This is a genomic window from Peribacillus aracenensis, from assembly GCF_025175645.1.
Classification (GTDB): domain Bacteria; phylum Bacillota; class Bacilli; order Bacillales; family DSM-1321; genus Peribacillus; species Peribacillus aracenensis.
The window spans coordinates 1-20,954 of record NZ_JANZMJ010000049.1; the positions used below are offsets into that span (position 1 = coordinate 1).

Annotated in this window: 15 protein-coding genes, 2 pseudogenes and 1 riboswitch; of the genes and pseudogenes, 7 read left to right on the plus strand and 10 right to left on the minus strand. The window is 34.3% G+C overall.

The window, feature by feature from the left end; genetic code table 11:
* Positions 1-462: 462 nt before the first annotated feature.
* Entirely contained in the window at positions 463-2,724 is a 2,262-nt protein-coding gene (locus N0M92_RS27440) for a metallophosphoesterase (protein WP_260288779.1), read from the minus strand.
* A gap of 699 nt (positions 2,725-3,423) precedes the next feature.
* Positions 3,424-3,602: riboswitch (Lysine riboswitch) on the plus strand.
* Positions 3,603-3,736: 134 nt separating this feature from the next.
* Between N0M92_RS27440 and dapA the strand changes: the two genes are divergently transcribed.
* Positions 3,737-4,633 (plus strand): 4-hydroxy-tetrahydrodipicolinate synthase, encoded by an 897-nt coding sequence (dapA, locus tag N0M92_RS27450; protein WP_260288780.1) that lies wholly within the window; start codon positions 3,737-3,739, stop codon positions 4,631-4,633.
* Between the two features lie 633 nt (positions 4,634-5,266).
* On the opposite strand, the gene N0M92_RS27455 is transcribed toward dapA, so the two are convergent.
* The gene (locus N0M92_RS27455) at positions 5,267-5,737 is read right to left on the minus strand and encodes an Lrp/AsnC family transcriptional regulator (RefSeq protein WP_192205029.1); all 471 of its coding nucleotides are present in this window, start codon (positions 5,735-5,737) and stop codon (positions 5,267-5,269) included.
* A 253-nt stretch (positions 5,738-5,990) separates the two neighbouring features.
* On the opposite strand from N0M92_RS27455, the gene N0M92_RS27460 reads away from it, so the two are divergent.
* Positions 5,991-6,905, plus strand: coding sequence for a DMT family transporter (locus N0M92_RS27460; protein WP_260288781.1), 915 nt, complete (start codon positions 5,991-5,993; stop codon positions 6,903-6,905).
* Between the two features lie 175 nt (positions 6,906-7,080).
* On the opposite strand, the pseudogene N0M92_RS29570 reads toward N0M92_RS27460, so the two are convergent.
* The 5 genes and pseudogenes from N0M92_RS29570 to N0M92_RS27480 form a co-directional block, all read right to left on the minus strand.
* Positions 7,081-7,378: pseudogene (locus tag N0M92_RS29570) on the minus strand (DNA alkylation repair protein); the annotation flags it as partial.
* A gap of 279 nt (positions 7,379-7,657) precedes the next feature.
* Positions 7,658-8,221, minus strand: coding sequence for an HPP family protein (locus N0M92_RS27465; protein WP_260288782.1), 564 nt, complete (start codon positions 8,219-8,221; stop codon positions 7,658-7,660).
* 168 nt (positions 8,222-8,389) lie between these two features.
* Positions 8,390-8,926, minus strand: coding sequence for a GNAT family N-acetyltransferase (locus N0M92_RS27470; protein WP_260288783.1), 537 nt, complete (start codon positions 8,924-8,926; stop codon positions 8,390-8,392).
* Between the two features lie 31 nt (positions 8,927-8,957).
* Positions 8,958-9,273: pseudogene (locus tag N0M92_RS27475) on the minus strand (NAD(P)-dependent alcohol dehydrogenase); the annotation flags it as partial.
* A gap of 251 nt (positions 9,274-9,524) precedes the next feature.
* Positions 9,525-9,860 (minus strand): DUF1360 domain-containing protein, encoded by a 336-nt coding sequence (locus tag N0M92_RS27480; protein ID WP_260288784.1) that lies wholly within the window; start codon positions 9,858-9,860, stop codon positions 9,525-9,527.
* A 218-nt stretch (positions 9,861-10,078) separates the two neighbouring features.
* On the opposite strand from N0M92_RS27480, the gene N0M92_RS27485 reads away from it, so the two are divergent.
* The 3 genes from N0M92_RS27485 to N0M92_RS27495 all read left to right on the plus strand — a co-directional run bounded on the left by N0M92_RS27485 (position 10,079) and on the right by N0M92_RS27495 (position 11,939).
* On the plus strand, positions 10,079-11,182 hold the full coding sequence (locus N0M92_RS27485; RefSeq protein ID WP_260288785.1) for a BMQ_0737 family morphogenetic spore coat protein: 1,104 nt from the start codon (positions 10,079-10,081) through the stop codon (positions 11,180-11,182).
* 192 nt (positions 11,183-11,374) lie between these two features.
* On the plus strand, positions 11,375-11,521 hold the full coding sequence (locus N0M92_RS27490; RefSeq protein WP_260288786.1) for a hypothetical protein: 147 nt from the start codon (positions 11,375-11,377) through the stop codon (positions 11,519-11,521).
* A complete protein-coding gene (locus N0M92_RS27495) occupies positions 11,505-11,939 on the plus strand; it encodes a M67 family metallopeptidase (protein ID WP_260288787.1) in 435 nt (144 codons plus the stop codon). The genes N0M92_RS27490 and N0M92_RS27495 overlap by 17 nt, the downstream gene beginning before the upstream one ends.
* Before the next feature lie 101 nt (positions 11,940-12,040).
* Here N0M92_RS27495 and N0M92_RS27500 read toward each other — a convergent pair whose 3' ends face one another.
* Together N0M92_RS27500 and N0M92_RS27505 are read right to left on the minus strand one after the other, a co-directional pair.
* Positions 12,041-12,769 (minus strand): GT-D fold domain-containing protein, encoded by a 729-nt coding sequence (locus tag N0M92_RS27500; protein ID WP_260288788.1) that lies wholly within the window; start codon positions 12,767-12,769, stop codon positions 12,041-12,043.
* Positions 12,770-12,810: 41 nt separating this feature from the next.
* On the minus strand, positions 12,811-14,049 hold the full coding sequence (locus tag N0M92_RS27505) for a hypothetical protein (RefSeq protein WP_260288789.1): 1,239 nt from the start codon (positions 14,047-14,049) through the stop codon (positions 12,811-12,813).
* Positions 14,050-14,645: 596 nt separating this feature from the next.
* Between N0M92_RS27505 and N0M92_RS27510 the strand changes: the two genes are divergently transcribed.
* Together N0M92_RS27510 and N0M92_RS27515 are read left to right on the plus strand one after the other, a co-directional pair.
* Positions 14,646-18,890 (plus strand): hypothetical protein, encoded by a 4,245-nt coding sequence (locus N0M92_RS27510; RefSeq protein WP_260288790.1) that lies wholly within the window; start codon positions 14,646-14,648, stop codon positions 18,888-18,890.
* 165 nt (positions 18,891-19,055) lie between these two features.
* Complete coding sequence (locus tag N0M92_RS27515) at positions 19,056-19,943, plus strand: glycosyltransferase family 2 protein (RefSeq protein ID WP_397443933.1); 888 nt, start codon at positions 19,056-19,058, stop codon at positions 19,941-19,943.
* 175 nt (positions 19,944-20,118) lie between these two features.
* Here N0M92_RS27515 and N0M92_RS27520 read toward each other — a convergent pair whose 3' ends face one another.
* Positions 20,119-20,835 carry a glycosyltransferase family 2 protein gene (locus tag N0M92_RS27520; protein WP_260288792.1) on the minus strand — a complete coding sequence of 239 codons (717 nt, stop codon included), beginning with the start codon at positions 20,833-20,835 and terminating at the stop codon, positions 20,119-20,121.
* Positions 20,836-20,954: the final 119 nt, after the last annotated feature.

Below are 20,954 nucleotides of genomic sequence, written 5' to 3' on the forward strand. Positions count from 1 at the left end.
ACGGTAATCTTTCTTAGAACTAAAAAAAACATATCACACAAATCTTAAAATTTTCTAAAATACATAGAAAAAAATCCTATTCAATTGTCGGTCAACCGTTTTTTATTAAAAAAACGTTCCTGTTGTTTTCAGATAGGCCGCTCCCTTTCCGCGGCCTATCTGCCAAGCCTCCTCGACGCAAGCTTCTCTGGGGTCCCGGCTAGCTAGTTTTTGTTAAAATATCGATATTTCATACTATTTTTTACAATAATGGAATGGTTTATAAAATATCCAAGAGTTAAATAAAGCTTCACTTCAATGTTACTTAAATTAATAACTATACCTTCATTTTGTTGTATTATCTTAACAAAGATACGAAATACATGAGTGATAAACCATTATAAATAAAAAAAGCGAACTTACCCCTTAGGGAAAGTCCGCTTTTTACTAATACAAGTTTCAAGAAAAGTTCACCTGTTCTTCTCATTCATTTGGTGAAACGATCATTTGGTCATCCAATCTAATATCGTCAATCGACCAAAACCAATTATTTTTTGCATTATGCATTCTCCATTGGACTTTCACCGAAGAAGCATCTTCAGGAACCTTAATCGATTTAACTTCATACTTATTCAAAACATGTCCATTTTTATTATCGGAAGCAGCTTTATTGTCATAAACGAGAACTTGTTGTTTTTCCCCATTATCAAAGACAGCAGTTACTTCTGCTGTTTGCGTTCCTTCTTGTTTATAATGGGATGCAAATCCTAAGTATAGATCTTTTGCACCATCAACTTTTACAGAAGGTGAAGTTAATGTACTATCAAAAAATCCTTTTGATGATGGTGAACCGTTATCATCCCATTCATCAGGATCCGCTACAGCTATTACACCTTGACCCAGCTCAAATTTGCTACGATCTTGGTCTTCTGCTTTTATCCAAAAGTCCTTTGTTGTGAAACTCCAACCTTGCCACTCCATTGTACCGGCTGGCATATTTGAGCTATTAGTAACCGACCAGCCGTTAGGAGCTGCATGGCTCCAACCGAGAATAGAACTTGGAATGTTTTCATTCACCGCAGGCTTTAATGCAGACTCTAATTGGTCAAAGCTTTCTCCAAGCAACATGTTTACGAATACATTTATATTCTTGGAGCCAATTTTTTGGCCGTCCTCGTAAGCAGTAATCGTGAATTGTGATGAACCGGAACTTTCCTTACTAGGTGTAGCTTTTATTGGCAACGTTTTTTCTTCCGTTCCTGAAAGCTCATATTCAAGTTCATTGCGCTCCACACTCCAACCTACAGGTGCATCAACTTTAATTTTCCCTTTCACATTACCATTTCCATAATTCTTCACCTTTACTTGGAGTGTAGTCGATTCACCCACCGTTATTAAAGAAGGGGAAGCTTGAGCTGAGACCATTTCCAGGGCTTTTGTCTGACCTTCAGCCAGTAACACCTTTTTACTGCTATTGTTAAATGAATCTAGTGCTTGTACCTTAATTTCATAATCCGTACCTGGCTTAAGACCAGCTACAGGGAATTCTAAATTCTTTGGAACAGGATCAATATAGAATTCAGAAAATGCAATGAAGTCTACGTCTAACTCCCCTGTTTCCTTATTTTTGGCTGTAATGTGATAAGAATGTACGAGCATGTTATCTTTTGCCTGTGGAAATGTAATATTCAAACTTTTTAGTGTCGATTTTTCTTTTACAATCGAAGCCTTGTCTTTAACTGCAAAAACCGGTGGTAACTGATCTCGATCGTCTGTATATGTAAAGTTATTTTTTTTAGAAGGGTGTTTGATTACCCATGGTTTTCCTGCCCAATCGTCTTTATGAAAATCACGTTTTTTAAGGACAACTTCATTATTATAAACTTCTACAATCATACCTTGACTAATATCCCGATATCCTTCAGGATGAAACCCTTGAAGTTTGCCCGGCTCTAATTCCAAATAACTTACAGAAGACGTGCCAACAGACGTAAAGTCTTTTTGATGAATCGTTCTAGGGTCTTCAAGTGGATAATGAGAATGGCCTGAAAATGTAATAACCTGTGGATGTTTCTTTAATGTATCATATAAAAGTTCTTTATTTTCCTGAGTTCCCCATAAGTCACTTCCATACACAGTGTCTTTAATGTGTTGATGAAGAAAAACAAAGATTGGTTGGCCCGGATTCTCTTTTTCTGCTGCAGCTAACTTTTCGCCTAGCCAGTTAATTTGATGAACAGAATATAAACCATGCGTATTACCATTTTCCGGACTTAACGTAATAAAATCATATCCATTTACTTTTTTATGATAGTAAAGAGAATCCATTCCTGTTTTCTCGAGAAAGCGATCTTGTGCTTTTTCTACTGAAAGTCCATTCCAATAGTCATGGTTTCCCATAGTGAACATGGATTGAACATCGCCTTGTTTCTTCTCATTATAAATGGAGAAGAACTTATCATATTCAGTAGCGTAGCCATAGTCCGTTAAATCCCCAACGACAACAAAAGCATCCTGTTCAGGCGCAGCTTTGTTTAATTGATCCATTGCTGTTCTAAACTTGTTCATATCAGCAGTTGATCCATCATCTATATGTACATCACTGATTACAGGAAAAACGAGCTCGGGTTTACGTTTATTATCTGAATTTGAAGATTCCGAGAATGCTTGTACATTTGATAAAGAAGTTGCTAATCCCACCGTTACAACTGTCAACATTGCAGCAAATTTACTTTTCGCTTTCAAAATCTTTTTCCTCCTATATATCATTTAGTCGCTATAATTATGTAAGTATTTCCCAATAAGTAAAATATCCTCCTCATTTTTCAATTTTTATGTGGTTTTCCAATTAAAATAGTAACTTTACATTATTAATAAAATATAGGTTCAGTGTAATTTAAATATTAATAAATCAAATAATACCTATGGCCAATAGTCATTCCGTTCACTTAAATTGTTTCTGGAGGAAAACTTAAGATAATTTTTCGCTTGTAGTAATGATTTACCTTTGCTTGATGTAAAAGGGGAACTACCCCTTAACTACGTAGTTATCCCCACGAATCTTAATGGCTTTTATCATTCCATCTCATGGATTTGGAGATACGTATGCTGTTATACGTATCCCGTTCCAATCCTGAAAGGAATGAAAGCACCAAGAGTTCAATCCGTTTGATCTTGTTTGGCTGTGGATTTATTTCCATTTTCAGCAACATAATCGCTGGTAAAATTGCCTGCTATAATGCTATCGAACATCTTCAGTTTGTTTTCCTCTTTCATGCAACTGTTCTGACCAGTTTTTATCGGACCACAGATAATTTTGTCTATGGTTTGGTTAACATTAGCTTGATGTTATTAATGGCATCCTTTCTAAATTGTCCTTGCAATAAAGAGGATTCCTTGTTATATTACAGACAATTAAATATTTTCTTACTTCATACTTTTTGAAGTGAGGATAGAGGAGCAAAGACCATTAGTACACATTTTGAGGAGAATGAGATCCCATGACTATTGTGGAAAGGGGAATTTGCCGAAGCGGAAAGAATCTCATGTTCTTGAAGCTGGTTCTGCTATTGAATAAATGCAGGACTGTCATATAGGAAACTATATGGAGGGCTATCTTATGCGCGGAAACATTTTTTTGATAAATATTGTTTCTACTGCAGCAGCGAATCCTCGTTGTTGCTTTTTTGCGTTTACTCCTGAATGGCCCTAACCACCTCTGAATTTTTATAAAAATTATACAAAAGGGTGTGAAGTTATGAATTTTGGCCAAGTTTTAACCGCAATGGTTACCCCGTTTAATCATAATGATGAGGTTGATTTTAATGCTACGAGAACTTTAGTAAATTATTTAATTACTAATGGTTCTGATGGATTAGTAATAGCTGGTACAACTGGAGAGTCTCCTACATTAACTGCAGAAGAGAAAGTGGATTTATTCAAAATGGTTGTAGAAGTTGTTGATGGAAGAGTTCCAGTCATAGCTGGAACTGGCTCAAATAACACGAAGGCTTCCATCAGCTTAACAAAACAAGCAGAGGCAGCAGGAGTCGACGGAATCATGCTCGTTACCCCATACTATAACAAGCCGTCTCAAGAAGGACTATTCCAGCACTTTAGTGCTATTGCCCATTCAACATCATTACCGGTAATGCTTTATAATATCCCAGGACGAAGTGTCGTGAACATGTCCGTTGAGACGATTGTTAGCCTCTCAAAAATCAACAATATTGTGGCAGTAAAAGAAGCAAGTGGTGACTTAGATGCCATGGCACAAATCATCAGCAAAACAACTAGCGATTTTACATTGTACAGCGGCGATGATGGATTGACATTACCGGTTTTAGCCATCGGAGGAACAGGCATTGTTTCGGTTGCTTCACACATAATTGGCAATGAAATGCAAGAAATGATCAATAGCTTTAAAAATGGGGATGTCCAAGTTGCTGCCACTGCTCATCGCGACCTTCTTCCAATTATGAAAGCATTATTTGCTGCACCAAGCCCAGCACCGGTAAAATCAGCATTAAATATGCGGGGGTTAAATGTTGGAGGTGTCCGCTTACCATTGGTCCCTTTAAACGATGAAGAAAAAAGAGCACTACAAATAGCTCTACAACCGAGTAACACGGAAGCAATTTTGTTAAGTAAATAAGCTTAATGATTCATTAATCGAGTCTTCAATACCGATTTTCTGATTAAAAAACATAATAACCGGGCGAAATTTAAAAAAGCAGTGCAAACTTCGAATGAAGTGTACTGTTTTTTTATCGCTGCAAGGCTCAGTGCTAAAACTAGTTGAGCAATATAATGATTTTATATGATTAAGGGCAAAAGGAGAATTTACATTTTCAAGAAAAATATATGGTGTATCCAGTAGGAATCGTAAATGTCGAATTTTCTATAGCAATGATTTTTCGGGGATTGATCATAAGCTTATTAATTCTAGTGATGTTGATATGTAATTATTAAGACAGAGTCGTTCCTTAGTATTCAATCTATAATGGCTCCTTAACAAATTCAAAAGAAATAAAGTAATTATAGCTTTGACATTCAAAATTTTGAACGAACATTATTATAGTTCAACTTAGAAATGGATTTATATCAACTTATATAACTTGATTATGAATAATAGCCTACTTTCTCTTTTATAAAGGCTATTTTTTTAACGAGTTTTTTTACCAACCCCTTTTATCTCATGGCCTGAAGTCGCTTTCTACGACTTTTCCCTCTCTTTTTCTATCAAAAACCGCTCGTAAAAGTGACTTTTACGAACGGGACTTTTTTTCTATATGGGTAAAACTGTTGAATATTTAATTTCTCTGAGAGCTAGGCTAGTTTGAATTCTTGTTATGCCTAGTTTATTTAACTTTCTAATAAATATTTCTAATTCCTTCCGATCTTTGTTAGCCACTTTTAAAAGATAATCATACTCACCTGTTAAACAATGGCACTCTAATACTTCCGACATAGAAGCTAATGCCTTCTCCAAAACTTCCAGTTTTTCAGCTTGATGTATATTCGTACTCATAAAAATAAAACATAATAAATCAAAACCTAGCTTCTCCTGGTTTAAAATTGCTACTTGCCCATTAATAAATCCTTCATTTTCCAAACGTTTTATCCTTGAATGTATAGCTGGTGGAGATAACTTGACACGCTTTGCAAGCTCAGTATTGCTTATCTGTGCATCCTTTTGCAGTAAATCTAAAATTTGAATATCAACATTATCAAGAACCTTGCTTACGATAGATTCCACTTATAGCCACTCCTTTTACAATTGTTCCAAAAACGGTATCAACCCAATAGCAAAACTTAATTTAATTCTGTATATCACTAATTATTTTAAATAATATTTTAAGTTTCTTCTATTATACAAAATAATATATAAAGAACTGAACCATAATGTTAAAATTAGTAGTAATTAATTATGAAAATTGAAATGTCATTGTGCACAATGGCTTCGATCTTTTTTCACTTAAACTGTGAAAGATGAAAAGGAGCAAAAATATATGCAATATTATTATTTTTCGTTATTACTTTTAACAAGTTTATTATGGGGTGGAAACTTTGTCGTAGGAAAATCGCTTGTCGGTCATGCTTCACCGATGACGTTGACGAGTTTACGGTGGATCATTGCCATTAGTTGTCTTTTGCCAATTGTATGGTGGAAAGAAAGAAAGATATTTCCGCCCCGAAGTGCAATCATTCCTTTATTTTTGATGGGAATTACTGGTGTGGTTCTATTTAATCTATTACAATTTGCAGCATTAGAGAAAACTACCGCCACTAATGTTGGATTAATATCAACATTAAACATGATTTCAATTGCTATTTTTTCATTTTTCTTTTTAAAAGAAAGAATTAATATTCTCCAAATGTTATCGATGTTTCTTTCGCTTATTGGCGTAATACTGGTACTTTCAAAAGGAAATATTGATCTATTCCTTTCATTACGATTTAATTCAGGTGATTTATATATGATGGCTGCTGTATGCGTTTGGGGAATATATTCCGTTTGTAGCAAATGGGCAATGATAACAACAACACCCATGATGTCTACATTATATTCTGGTATATTTGGACTTATAGTTCTTCTTCCGTTTAATTTTTCTAATTTTGCAGTGTCTAATATAAATACTTCTTTCATACAATCTATTTTATATACAGGCATTATCTCAACAGTAGCATGTATGGTACTTTGGAACATTGGTGTACAAAAATTAGGTACAACAACATCAGGTATTTTCTTGAATTTCAATCCTATTTTCACTGCGATTTTAGCCTTTCTATTATTAGGTGAAAAAATGACGTGGGTACAAGGAATTGGTAGTGGCATTGTGATTATAGGCTGTTATTTGTTCTCACATTTTAAAGCGAAATTGATTTTCAAAAAGAATCCTAGACAATCGCAGATTCAAGCATGATTTTTTTCAAAGACTATAAACGTAATATCTCTCGTGATTAATTTTCTATAAATACATTAAAGCCTGTTCCAAGGTGGATACAGGCTCGTTTGTTCAAAAACTTTCCGGATAAGGAATTAATAAGAAAGTGTTAATTTTAACAGCTTACATACTTGCGTATAAAAACTAGCCTTTCTTAATTGACTTCTTTTTGGAACTTTTCGTAACCATTTAGAAAACTGCTTTTTTCTTGTCCCTTCTACTATTCCAATTGCCTTTGCAGTCCCGACACCTTTTCTTGGTGTGGCAAATATGAAATCCCCACTGTGAATAGAAAATTACTCATAGCGGAATTCGTTCGTTCCGGCGAATCGTGAATCGTATTTTTCCCACTATCAAGCATATTGGAAATCTTGCTTTCTGAAAATTCAATCGTCAAGCCAATTCCTTAAAAGCCAGCATTAGCAACTCCAGCCCGCTGACATTCGAACTTTCACCAGGCTAATAACACAACTGATGAACATAATGGAAAAAACATCATGTAAAATAAACACCCTTTCTCAAAATTGGCTTCAGTTTTTAGACAAAAGGCATTCGGAACGAATTAATTCCGAATGCCTTTTATGAATTTAATCGCATACATGCTTTTTTGCATTCTGCGAAAATATGGTCGCGAGATTAATGGATAATTTTTAGGAAACTAAATTTCGTCAAAAATCGGAATCTCTCTTTTTAATATTGAGTCACTTATAAAAGTTTATGAAATATTTTTTTCATAACCAGTGTTTTGGATACTGTCTTGTTTGAAATAAATTATTATAAATCATCGATACAAAAACTAATAATAAGGTACCTATTACAATCGGAATCAGGAATCCCCAACCAACTTGAGAATTGATCGAAACAAGGGCACTTGCTGCTGCGGGAGGGTGAACGGTTTTTGTAAAAGTCATTATAATTAATACAATAGCCAGTACCAGACCAATAATGAATAGGCTCTTACCAAAAATGCTCCAAATGATAAGGGCTGATGTTGTAGAGATTATATGTCCCCCAACAACATTACGGGGTTGTGACAAGAGACTTTTATGCGCACCAAAAACAATAACGCAGCTCGCCCCAAGAGGAGCTAATGCCATAGGATATCCTAAATAGACAGATATAAAACTAATAATGATAATGGCAATGAGTCCACCTGTGGCAGAAACAAAGGAATCCATATAATCGATTCTGTCTTTTTCTCTAGCTTCGCCCTTCATTTTCTTTAAATATGCTGTTAAACCTGCATTTTGTTGATTGCTCCAACTTTTTTCAAGACTTTTTTCGAATTCCATCATTTATGTTTTCCTCACGTTTTCTAAGTAAGCCGACAAGTCGACAAGGTTTTTACATATTGATATCTTACAGGAAAACAATGAATTTTTAAATATATATTTGTTTGTTTCCCATAAAACAGTTAACAATCCCCCCTTATGTCTGTGAATCTTTCATTATAGTTTGTTATTTTATTGAGGATTTGCCGTTATTAAAGAGTATAGATTAGTATCAAATGAAACATCATTTTGGTACATATAATTTCTCAATATCCCTTCTTTTTTGAACCCTAAATTTGTCAACAACTTATTGGATGCTTTATTTTCAATAAAAACAATTGCTCCGATCCGAGTTAGGTCAAGCTCTTTAAAGCCATAAGAAATCACCTTACTGACAGCTTCTGTTGCATAACCGTTTCCCCATTCATTTAGGAAAAGTGCATAGCTCAGTTCTGCTCTCTTATGTTCATGAGACCATTCTTGTAATCCAATTGTCCCAATGATGCCATCCTTCCCTTTCAATTCAATTCCCCATTTAATACCGCGTTTTTCATCGAAATTCTTTGAAAAATTCCTAATGATTTGCTTCACCTGAACTGTATTTGTTAATGGAGTTTGCCCATAATATCGTAATACCTCTGGATTGGAAAAGCATTTTAATATATCCACTGCATCATCTTCCACCATTTCCCTCAAGATCAACCGTTCAGTTTCTAATATAGGAAACATTTTTTCACTCCCTTTGCTTAAAACTTTACCGCTTCAAAATAATGTCACAGGTCTCACCATCTTTGGAAAAATCCTCTGAAGTGTAATATGACCTTATCAATCCTGGCTAATTTTACCAATTATTCATTCGCGGTACTGCAAACCTCTGTAACTTTTGCTCCGATAAACTTGGCAATTGTACTGCATAACTTCCGACACTTCCTGAAGCACCATAGACAAGAACCTTTTGACCACTCTGAATGTTAGCTTTTCTCAGATAAAACAATGCTGTACGTGCCCCAATTGGAACGGCTGCGGGCTTCCTCAAAAGGTAAATTATTAGGTTCAATGGAAACTGGCCCGCCTTCCATTCCTATTATTATAAGAAAAAAATCCATTCGTATCGAATGGATTTTAATCAATCGTTTGCTTCCCTGATGCTTAATAATAAAATTTAATGCCCCTCTTGTACTTGCTATCACTCTACAACAGGGTTTTAGTTTGATTTTAATCTAAAACCTAGCCTATCTGTCTATGAAGCACTTTTATGATGTTCAACATATAATTTTAGTCTGAATATCAAATTACATAAAATTCTCCCCCCTACACGATTATACTTTCATGATTTAGATTCAATAAAGGCGGCAGCTCCCGCAACAGCAAAGACCAATAGGATTGGAAAAGCGGCAGGAAAATAATAATAAGTAAGTACAGTAATGAGGGAACACCAAAACCCTACACACCAATAACAACTTAAAAGCGAACCTATGAAATAACGTAGTCCTGATCCTTTTATTTCAATGATTTCCTCCAGTTGTCCAGAGGCATTTTCTTGGATGGTGGCAGTCAAGAAAGGTTTTCTGATGAATGAAGTGATTTCGTCAAATACAAATAAATGAGTTAACCGGAAGGTAGCCAATATTAATATAATAAAATCAAGCCATTCAATAGCCAACTCCTATTCACCTCCTAATCTTCTTTTAATATTTTATGATTTGAATTTTGATTTTATATATACATTTATAAATCCCGAAATTTTATTAGCCCATTTTCTAAGAAAAATGTACCCATAAAAAGATATCCCCATAGTATGTTAATGTGTTCAAAACCTGATACTGAAGGGAAAGATGTTTGATGAAAAAAAGGAACGTCAAATCTATTCAGGGCCGACAAGTGGTACCGAACCCCATCGGACCTGAATGTATTCGTGTTACAAAAGTATATGACTGGGTTGTTCTAACAAATCGTGATCGCAATAAAGTTCAAATACCTGAGGAATGTTTTGCAGCAATTGAAGATGCACGCCATGAGGGCAACACTATAACAGCTACTTGTTCGGAAGTAGCTGGTACACGAAGCTGTGATTTTATCGGAGCAACTCCAGCTAACATTCCTACTGTTCCAGGTGCCCAAATTGTCTCCCTTGCCTTCCATGTCCATATCCGCGTTCAATTCTTTTGCAATGGAGCACCACTACCAGGGTGTAATTTCGTAGTACCTGTTAGTTTCATGGATGAAGTAATCCTATGTTTCCCAGAGGGAACAGAAATCAACTGTAATATTTTCGATGTTCAATGTACAGTTGTATTAAATCAAATGCTTGGTGATATGGTTGTACTTGATGTGACCATGTGTAAAGATGTTCAAGTCGAGGCTGAGGTTAAGCTAGAGGTCGAGGCTAAGTTCTGTGGACCACGTCCTGTCATTCCAATTGAAGAAGAAGGGTTCGTGTGCCCAACACCACGATTCCCGCAACAATGCCCAACCTTCTTCCCGACATTGAACTGCGACTGCCAAGGTGCAGCTGACTTTAGTGGCGAAGCAACTATTAGTGTATTAGAAGGCGCTATTGGTGGCGTAACAACAGGACAATTGGATTTAACGGCTCTAGTTTGTGATCAATGTACCCTTTCAGGAAGCAGAATACAAGTTACCTTCATCGATACACTAGGACCAACTCCTATCGGAACACCAGATGCTGAAGGTGACCAAAGCTTCACGTTTACAGGCAATGAATTTAACCAGCCAACATGTGTTTTAGATGCAGCTGGATTAGTAGTTGGGCTTACTGCAACAGGTACTGGAATTATTACACCTGCTGGAGGAGTACCAGAAAATGCTACCTTTACTCTAATCTTAGCTGATGTAGACCCTGGTTTAGATACAGCTACTCTTACAATAACTGGAGCTACAACAACTGTTGTTATTGCTCTGACAGAAGCAGTTAACCCTGGATTAGAGGTTGAAGTAGGAGATTGCGATCGTTTTCCTGTATAAAAATAAAAACCCGAGGGAAGATCTCTCTCGGTTTTTTTTTGTAAAGAAACTCGGAAAATCTGATACCATTATTTACTTCAACATTTAGTAAATGTATCCCGGATTTTAGGCGACCCATTTATTAATTATTAGGTTACATAAGGATTCATGTTTTCATATTTATAGAGCATACCTATAAAAGGAGAGAAAAAAATGGCATCAGATAAGCTAAGACGTAAAGTAAGAAGAAAATTAGGAATTTCCAACCTGCAACCGGCTCAACAACAACAACCAAGCACTCCCTCTACCCTTCAGGTTCGGCCAGTACGAGCAAAAGGTTGCTGTGGAAAAAACAAATGATCCAAGTTTAACATCCGGTACTTTTTACATCACTAATCAAGTTAGGCAAAAATTGATTTCTCATTGCAAACGAGAACTTCCTTATGAAGGCTGTGGACTGCTTTCGGGGGAAAATGGGGTCGCAAAAACTATTTGGCCAATGGAAAATGTCAATAGGAGCTCCTTTTCCTACTCGATGGATTTAGATCAAATTCGTCATGTATTTGAACTTATCGATAGGAGGAATGAAGATTTTATGGGCATCTACCATTCCCACCCAACAGATTGTGCCTATCCCTCAGAAGGAGATATTACTTTAAATAACTACCCAGAGGTAGGTCATCTTATTATTTCGTTTGCAAATTCGACCCCTGAATTAAAATGTTTCCAACTAACAGGAAAAAACGTCTTTCCGATACAATTAAAATTCGTAAACTGAATTTAGTGCAAATAGGTACTCGCACCTCTTCCTTAGCATTCAAGGTTGAATCTGCGAGTATTTTTATATTTATTTCCATACATTTAGGGATTTTTTGCTATTTAGGAAAACTGATCATTCCACCTTTTTACTAGGTCAGAATGTTTGTATTCTTTTCCATCAAGAATCATATCAAGGGCATGCCCGAAATCGATGGCAACCTTCTGGGTCAATTTAGCAATTCTTGGAGCTAAAATGGTTGCCGGAATCCCGGCAGAAATTAACGCCATTTCCCATTCCTTATTAGACTGTAGCTCACTTTGCACTCCGCTTAATTCTGCATATCCATTTAAATCTATACTGCCAATAATTTGCACGCCTTGTTCTTTAAAAACGATTTCGGCTTCTTTTGAACGGCGTCCAACAAGAAATACCTTTTTATTACTCAACCACGGCCATAATGTCCCCTCGTCTAAGAGGTAGTGCATGATCCAAGCACAACAAGCTTTCGAAGGCATGAACTTCAGTTGTTTAAGTACATTTCGAGTTTGTTTAGCCCAAGGGTCCAGTCTCCAAGGAGCTATCAAACCTGCAATGTCTGTATCTCGCAATGACCTGACCAATTCCCTCCTAATGATCTCTGGTGAATTGGATACGCCTGCATAAGATTCATACCGTTTAAACTCTTGAACTAATAATCCATTGGCTGGCCAGCTTAAATAGCTTATTTCACCTATTCCAAAACGGGCAAGAGAAAAGCCTTTATTCTGTTTTATCGCTTGGTCCAATAATTTTATCACTTTCATATTATCTAATAAGTATTTCTCAAAGTGATAATTCTCTTCAACCACCCCACTTCCACCTCCCATCTGCCATTTACCCTTTTACATTATTATTTCTTAGTTAATAATAAGGAAATTTGATTACTTGAACTGATTTCAAGATCTTGTTCTTTAAAAAACACAAAAGCTTCTACACGAATATTGCTGTTTTCTTCAGGTTTAAGGACGCTTATTTGTAAGTTAGTTAAAGATTCTGTTTGCCTAGGGTTAATATTTTTAGATTGAATTGGACATATCCAGGTTTCTCCCTTCTCCATTTCTTCAAACCATTCATCATTCATATATTTCCACCCTTTTGTTTCTTCATTTTTCATTACCCCCAAAGTATCGGCAACATTCGGCGGCAATATTTGCCCGGATATTTTTATACTTTCTGAAGGGGTGGAACGCAGACAGATAACTGGATTCCGCAAAACTTCCGTACCTATATTTTTAATATGAAGATTTCCAATAAGCTTGATTTTGTTACGTTCTTCAAGTTCTTCAATAAAAATATGATAATCTAAAAACACTTCTGCTTCTTTTCTTTTATTAATAGTTGGTTTCTTTAATAAAAACTTTTTCTTTTCTGGTAATCTTTTTTCTTTTTGCAAGGTAGGTTCTAAATTTATCCCAGTATTTTGAGAATGAACAAACATGTTCGAGAAAATTTCAATTGGAACTAATGACAAAACAGATAAGGAGGAACTTTCTTGAAATCTGGCTAATATTCCTATTGTTATGGACATCGCATATTTTTCACCAAATTTTCTCCAAAAATCTTCTTCCGTAATAACAGGATACATTATCTGTATATTAATAAACGGGTCATTTGCGCCTCTAACTACCTCATTGGATTTAAATTTTGTTCCAGTTCTTGTACATTCATAATGAAAAATATCCAATAACTTTTTATTTGATGACTTTAAATTATGAATCAATTCAAGAGTGGGCTCTTTTATTACTGGTACTTCAAAGAGTGATAAGTACACATGAAAATCGGCCCTTTCTGATTCCTTCTTTTCATCTATAAGAATCACCTTTGCACCACATGCAGAAAGGAACGTTTGAATATACTCCAGTACCTTCCTCTCTAGAAGGTGCTTTCTAAAGGTGTTATGTTTAACATCATAATCGGAAGAAATTACAATTCTTTTACCATGTAATGCAGAACATAATTGTACTTTCTGATTTTCAGTATCTGGCTGTACATCAAAACCCAATTCCCTAAAAAGATAAGTAAATGCCGGGAGAGACTCATAAGGTATGGTTCCTGTCTCCTTATCTCCCACTTTTACTCTAAAATCCATTTATGTATCCCCCTTTATGTTAATCCTGTTACAGATTTGGTTTTCGAAAGGATAAAATAATACCGTGCTGCTTGTTTCATTACAACCCTTATTTCATTCAATATTAATGATATGTAAGAGTAATGAAGAAATGATAAAGAATAAACATAGCAGTCTTTAATTGTTAGTGAAATTGTGAGGGAATTAAAAAGTAATAAATATAATCACCATTTGAAATACGGTACATATAACTATTATGGAATCATTTATAAAGGGATCGGTGTTTGATTTAAACACGTCAAATGAATATTGAAAAAAAATCAAGATTTTCGGTCAAGATGATAATTTATGAGGAGGAATTTACTTTTGTCTACTAAGCACCTGCAATGATTTGGGTGTCGCTGTTTTCCTTAACACGAACCAACACCTATACTCTCACGAACGAGTGCTCCATATAAAGTTACCACACCCATAAAAATCTTGATAAACATCTCCGCATAGGAACTTCTTGGTCATTTACAGTAGCTGAATCTCATCCTGTCTAATTGATTCCTTATTGGTAATGGCGGGAGATTGAAGCCTGTTAACACGTGATCAAAAATAAGGAGTGGTTATTTTTGTATACAGATGATGAAAAAACCAATGAAATACAAAAAAATAAATTGAATAAAATAACTCCAGTACAACTTCAGCAAATGATCATTCACCTTAGATCTGAACTTTCCCTATACAAATCAAAAGTTAATGAATACGAAGTGGATTATAGTAGAAAGAAAATAAGGAAAATAATAAAACATAATGAAGAAATGATAAATGAACAAAGAACATATCAAGAGCTAATCAATCGGAAGGAACAAGAAAAAAAGAGTGCAGAAACCAAGGTTCATAAATTAGAAGAAGAAATAAAGAAATATAAGACCGAACTACAGTACGTTAAAGGAACTAAAACAAACGACGAAAAGAACAAAAATGAAATAAAAACACTTGTAGATAAGAATAAAATATTACAAAGGGAAATTGCTTCTCTTCAAAAGAAAATTCAAGATTATGAGTCAAATGTAAAAGATGAGGAATTCAAAAAGTTCGGCGATGAAGATTTTAAAAAAATGGCGGATGGGCTTTCAGAGGTGAAATCACTTCTTGCTCCGGTAAATAAAAAAATAACTAAATTAGATTTACAAAGCATTAATTTAGAAATTGAGAAATTAATTGAAAAAGTCATGTTTTATTTTCAAGAGCAAAATACTTTCAAAAACGAAATTCAAGAGTTAAAAGGAACCATTAATTCTTTCAACGAAAAAGAAATGAATTATAAAAATGAAATGAATCAACTTACTAAAACCATTGATCTTTTATACGATCAAGAAAAGCAATATAAAGTGGAGATTAATAATTTAGAAAAAACTCTTTCAGATAAGGAAAAGCATCATAAACAAGAAATGGAACATTACACTTCAAGGATCGGCCAACTATCCGAACAGGAAAGTCAATATAAAATGGAGATTGAAAATTTAGAGAATGCTATGATCGAACTTTCCGAAAAGGAAGAGCAGCAGAAACAAGTTATCGAAAACTTTAAACATGAAATGGAAAATTATGTTCAGACAATCGACCACTTATCCGAACAGGAGAGTCAATATAAGGCGGAGATTGAAAATCTAAAACAGATGATTATGGATCAAAAGGAAAATGAAAACTTTAAACAACAAGAAATCGATCAGTTAAATCACACGATTAGCATTGTATCTGAACAAGAAAATAAATATATACTAGAGATTGAAAATTTAGAAAAAGAAATGATTGAACTTTCCCAAAAGGAAGAGCAGCAGAAACAAGTTATCGAAAACTGCAAACATGAAATGGAAAATTATGTTCAGAAAATCGTTCACCTATCCGAACAAGAAAGACAATATAAGATGGAAATTAGTAACTTAGAAGAAGCTATTAGCCATCTTACCGAAAAAGAAGACCACTACAAGCTAGAAATTGATCATTTACATCAATCCAACGTACTTGTTTCGGAGCAAGAAAATAAATATAAAGTGGAGATTGAAAGTTTAGAAAAAGCCATGATCGAACTTTCCGAAAAGGAGGAGCAGCAGAAACATGTTATCGAAAACTTTAAACACGAAATGGAAAGTTATGTTCAGACAATTGACCACCTATCGGAACAGGAAGGTCAATATAAGGCGGACATTGCAAATTTGGAACAGACGATTAACAATTTAAAGGAAGATGAAAACTACCATCAGCAAGAAATCGATCAGTTAAGTCAATCGATTAGAGTTGTATCTGAACAAGAAAATAAATATAAAGCGGAGATTGAAAATTTAGAAAAAGCCATGATTGAACTTTCCGAAAAGGAAAATTATCATAAACAAGTTATCGAAAACTTTAAACATGAAATGGAAAATTATACTCAAACGATCGATCACCTATCGAAACAGGAAAGTCAATATAAAGTGAACATTGAGAATTTGGAACAGATGATTACCGATCTAAAGGAAAAAGAGAACTATCATCAACAAGAAATCGATCAGTTAAATCACACGATTAACGTTGTATCTGAACAAGAAAATAAATATAAAGCCGAGATTTTAAGTTTAGAAAAAGCCATGATCGAACTTTCCGAAAAGGAAGAGCATCATAAACATGTTATCGAAAACTTTGAACATGAAATTAAAAATTATACTCAAATGATCGGTCACCTATCGGAACAGGAAAGTCAATATAAGGTGGACATTGCAGATTTAGAACAGATGATTTTGGATTTAAAGGAAAAAGAGACCTACCATCAGCAAGAAATCGATCAGTTGAATCAATCGATTACCGTTGTATCTGAACAAGAAAATAAATACAAAGTGGAGATTGATAATTTAGAAAGAGCCATGATTGAACTTTCCGAAAAGGAAAATCATCATAAACAAATTATCGAAAACTTTAACCATGAAATAAAACAATATACTCAAACAATCGACCAACTATCGAAACAGGAAAATCAATATAAAGTGAACATTGAGAATTTGGAACAGATGATTACCGATCTAAAGGAAAAAGAGAACTATCATCAACAAGAAATCGATCAGTTAAATCACACGATTACCATTGTATCTGAACAAGAGAATAGATATAAAGTGGAGATCGATAATTTAGAAAAAGCCATGATCGAACTTTCCAAAAAAGAAGAGCAACAGAAACAAGTTATCAAAAACTTTAATCATGAAATTGAAAATTTTAATGATATGATCGGCCACTTATCGGAACGTGAAAGTCAATATAAGGTGGACATTGCAAATTTAGAACAGATGATTTTAGATTTAAAGGAAAACGAGACCTACCATCAGCAAGAAATCGATCAGTTAAATCACACGATTAGCGTTTTATCTGAACAAGAAAATAAATATAAAGTAGAGATTGAAGGTTTAGAAAAAGCCATGACTGAACTTTCCGAAAAGGAAAATCACCATATACAAGTTATCGAAAGCTTTAAACATGAAATTGAAAATTATGTTCAGACAATCGATCACCTATCGGAAACGGAAAGTCAATATAAGGCGGACATTGGTAACTTAGAAAAAGCTAATAAACGACTTTCCGAAAAAGAAGACAACTACAAGCAAGAAATTGATAATCTACGTCAATCCATCGCTCTTGTTTCGGAGCAAGAAAATAAATATAAAGCCGAGATTGAAAATCTGGAGCAAATGATTATTACTTTTAAGGAAAATGAAAATCATCATCAACAAGAAATCGATCAGTTAACTCACACGATTGCTCTTGTTTCGGAGCAAGAAAGTAAATATAAAGCCAAGATTGATAACCTGGAGCAAATGATTATTAATTTTAAGGAAAATGAAAATCACCATCAACAAGAAATCAATCAGTTAACTCACACGATTGCTCTTGTTTCGGAGCAAGAAAATCAATATAAAGCCGAGATTGAAAATCTGGAGAAAATGATTATTACTTTTAAGGAAAATGAAAGTCAACATCATCAAGAAATCGATCAGTTAACTCACACGATTGCTCTTGTTTCGGAGCAAGAAAGTAAATATAAAGCCGAGATTGAAAATCTGGAGCAAATGATTATTAATTTTAAGGAAAATGAAAGTCACCATCAACAAGAAATCGATCAGTTAACTCACACGATTGCTCTTGTTTCGGAGCAAGAAAATAAATATAAAGCTGAAATTGATAATTTAGAACAGAAGATTATCAATTTAAAGGAAAATGAAAATCAACACCAACTGGAAATTAAGAACTTAACCGCATCCATAACGGATTTTACAGAAAAAGAATTTAATTATATCAAAAAAATAGAAACCATAAATAAAATGGTAGAGGATCAAAAAGAAAAAGAAATACGTTATAAAGATGAACTGGCAAAATATATTCAAGAACAAGAGAAAAATTATTTGCAACCAAAAAGAAAAATGGAAAAACCTTTTAATAATAATGGAATACAACAGCAAGTTGGAAATACACGTGTAAATATGGGGAATTTCAATTCGCCAAATAGCAATGAAGTAATTAATCAACCAAATGCATTTCGATTCTCGAAAGATACAATCCAACAAAAAACTACAACCCAAAATTTTAATACGCCAACATTACATTGTCAAACAATCTTCCCCCAAAATAAACCGAGTTACACAGAAAATGATAGTACTCAACAAAATTACAATTCCGGGATAATGTCATCGTATCAGAAAAAAGATTACCCAGATTCTAAATTTAAAAACACTCATACAGATTCATTTTCATTAGATATGTTTTATAAAAATCATCCTTTATATAACTTACAATCTGGAGCGCAAAAAACAGCGATAGATCCCTTTAAGAATTTTAGAAAACATCAATAATAACCTTTATTTATAGTATATTTACTACCACTTTAACTCAACAACAAACAAAAACTTACCTCTTGCAATCGAAGATCAAGGATTGTGATAATCCTTCTCTTACCATCTATTTCACACTCCTTGATATATTTTCTTGATAATGAAAAATTCGTTATAAAAGGAGAGATAAACGAAGTGAAAACTCATCCTTTAATTTCAATAATTTTCCCAGCCAAAAATGAAGGCGAAAATGTGAAAAACACTCTTGATTCATTATTTTCTGTTGATACACATTATTCCTTCGAAGTGATTATTATAAACGATGGATCTTCAGATGATTGCTGTGATTTCCTTAATACCTATATTCACGCAAACCAGGTTAAACTTTTTGAAACAGAAGGAATAGGGGCTGCAAACGCACGAAATTTAGGGGCAACAAAAGCTTCTGGTGAATTCCTGATTTTTTGCGACGCTCATTTACAGTTTGAAGATTTGTGGATCGATCATATTGTAGAACCCCTCCTCTCTGGAAAATCAGATGCAGTAACCCCAGCAATCGCTTCGTTTGGTAATTCCGTTTTCATCGGCTATGGTCAGACCTTAAAGTCAAACCTTAGAATTAAATGGAATTCTAAACAAAATGGCCTCTTTGAAACTGCCGTATTACCCGGAGGATGTTTTATTATCTCAAAAAAAGTGTTTGAAGATGTGGGTGGATTTGAAACGAGATTTAAAACTTGGGGACATGAAGATGTAGAGCTATCTATTAAGCTATGGCTGTTTGGATTTCGCTGCCACGTTCTGCCTGATGTAAAAATAATCCATTTATTCAGAAAAACTCACCCCTACGAAGTTAGCTATGATGAAGTATATTATAATTTATTAAGAATGGCCTACTCTCACTTTAATACTCATCGCATACAAAAGTGCAAAAAACTCATGATCCATGTAAAAGCAAACCCTATTGAATCCCAAGTTCTCCTAGATGGAGTCAAAAAGCAGCGACGGGCCTACTTTCAAAAACGAAAATATGATGATGATTGGTACTTTGCCAAATTTAATATAGATTTCTAAAGTAAAGCACTGGATCTAGGGCTTTAAAAACCCCTTGACAGACTGAATTTTACAACTGTAAAATAATGCTAAATAAAAAAATCCATTAATTACAATAGGAAAAGCCCTTGTTTTAACACAAGGACTTACAACTTTTTTTAGAGAAACCAGCAAGTTACACATTCAGTTAGAATAATCATTGTTTTCTGAGTTGTCTAAATATTAATTGTCTCATTTTAGCTTGGTGTCGATTAACAACGAGTCTAGTTTCTTTTTTGATACTAACTGCATGCTTGTTCGAGCCCATTTGTGGATGAACCCTATAAAGTAATAACGGTTGAGACAAAAAATGTATGTCAAATTTTTGTACTATCCTTAACCATAAGTCATAATCGTGAGTATATGGAAGTGTTTCATCAAATACTCCAATTAGATCAAATATCTTCCTATTCATCATTACAGTGCAGCCATTAATAATATTTCCCCTGCTCATTGCTTTAATTAATTCTAATTTATTAGGCAAATGTATACCCATCCTAGGAGTGGTAATTTCCCCATTTTCATTTATACAATAATAAGAAGTATAACTAAATAACGCTCGATTTTTATTCATAAAGTCTAATTGAACTTCTGTTTTCTCAGGGTAAAAGATGTCATCTGAACTGAGCCAGCAAAAATAGTCACCTGTCGCATTTTTGATGCCCATATTTAATGCGCTCGCTGTTCCACCGTTTCCCTTTTCGATGTATATAATTCTATCTAGATACGGAGTGATTTTATCTGAATATTTTGTTGAGCCATCATTCACAACGATAATTTCTATATTTTTATATGTTTGGTTCATCAAACTTTCCAATGCTTCATCAATGTAGGGGCAATTATAAAACGGAACAACAATTGATACTTTCTTCACATTAACCCTCCTTCAAAGAACAATGAAATCTAAAACTCGTTAAAAAGAAGCAAATCTATACTCGTAATATATGAAAATGGATTAATAATGGTATAGGCTAAAGGTTTTCTAAAAAATCA

What these genes read in the sequence shown, in the direction of transcription:
- N0M92_RS27490 (WP_260288786.1), top strand. Translation starts at nt 11,375, where the DNA reads ATGGCATCAGATAAGCTAAGACGTAAAGTAAGAAGAAAATTAGGAATT.
- N0M92_RS27465 (WP_260288782.1), bottom strand. Translation starts at nt 8,221, where the DNA reads ATGATGGAATTCGAAAAAAGTCTTGAAAAAAGTTGGAGCAATCAACAA.
- N0M92_RS27505 (WP_260288789.1), bottom strand. Translation starts at nt 14,049, where the DNA reads ATGGATTTTAGAGTAAAAGTGGGAGATAAGGAGACAGGAACCATACCT.
- N0M92_RS27460 (WP_260288781.1), top strand. Translation starts at nt 5,991, where the DNA reads ATGCAATATTATTATTTTTCGTTATTACTTTTAACAAGTTTATTATGG.
- N0M92_RS27470 (WP_260288783.1), bottom strand. Translation starts at nt 8,926, where the DNA reads ATGTTTCCTATATTAGAAACTGAACGGTTGATCTTGAGGGAAATGGTG.
- dapA (WP_260288780.1), top strand. Translation starts at nt 3,737, where the DNA reads ATGAATTTTGGCCAAGTTTTAACCGCAATGGTTACCCCGTTTAATCAT.